This window comes from Vibrio sp. 1249-1 (assembly GCF_033340495.1).
The window spans coordinates 1-908 of sequence record NZ_JAWOWJ010000251.1; the positions used below are offsets into that span (position 1 = coordinate 1).

The window sequence follows — 908 nt, forward strand, 5'->3', positions numbered from 1 at the left end:
TGATACGCCACTAAAGATGCTTTGCCAAGCTCTTGCGCCCAAAATGGTGCTAAACCTGCGTGGATTGATCCTGTGACAGGGTCTTCATCTCCGCCGTTCGCTGGCCAAAAGTAGCGAGATACAAAGTCGTATTGACTGCCTTTTGATGTGACGACGACATCGTAAGGGGCGAGTTGTTTCAGTTGGTCGGATCGATATTGAACATCAAAAACGGTTTGCTCATCTTCCACGATGACGAAGTAAGCTTGTGGGCTAAGCAGTACGTGTGTTACTTCGCAGTTTAATCCCTCAATTAATTGCGTAGGAATGGCGTTGACGGGTTGTGGCGCTCTTGTCGGAAATGTCATTTCAATCTTGCCAAGTGCGTTCTTAATTACGGTTAAGGTGCCCACTTTTAATGTGTGAAACTCAATACTTCCTGTAACGCCGAGTTGATCGAACAACACCATAGAAGCGGCGAGCGTTGCGTGTCCACAAAAGTCGATTTCTGTAAGTGGTGAAAACCAGCGTATTTCATATTGAGTCGTACCAATCGCTTTAACAAACGCGGTTTCAGAGAGGTTGTGTTCCGCTGCAATGTTTTGCATTAGATCTGGTTCTAACCACTCTTGCAAGGGTACAACTGCGGCTGAGTTGCCTTTAAATTGCGTGTCTGTAAATGCGTCAACGACGTAGATATCCAGTTCCATTTTGTCTTCCTTGTTCTATAAGTGGTTAGTTAGCATAAACCAGATGCAACTCAGAAAATAAGAAATTTATGTTAGAATCTTAAAGTTTCAAAATAGACGATGATTTTATGTTTTATGATACTTATTGGTGTGCCCTGGCTTGGGTTGATGAATAGACTTGAATTGAACTCATTGAAAGGAAGAAACACATGAAAGCGATTCACAAGTCTGTTTTGGCCC

The 908-nt window shown here is 43.1% G+C and carries 1 protein-coding gene; it reads right to left on the minus strand.

Annotated features, from left to right (window positions below; translation table 11 throughout):
* A partial coding sequence (locus R7Z50_RS25620) for a PhzF family phenazine biosynthesis protein (protein ID WP_318149490.1) occupies nt 1-689 on the minus strand: 689 nt, incomplete at its 3' end.
* Nucleotides 690-908: the final 219 nt, after the last annotated feature.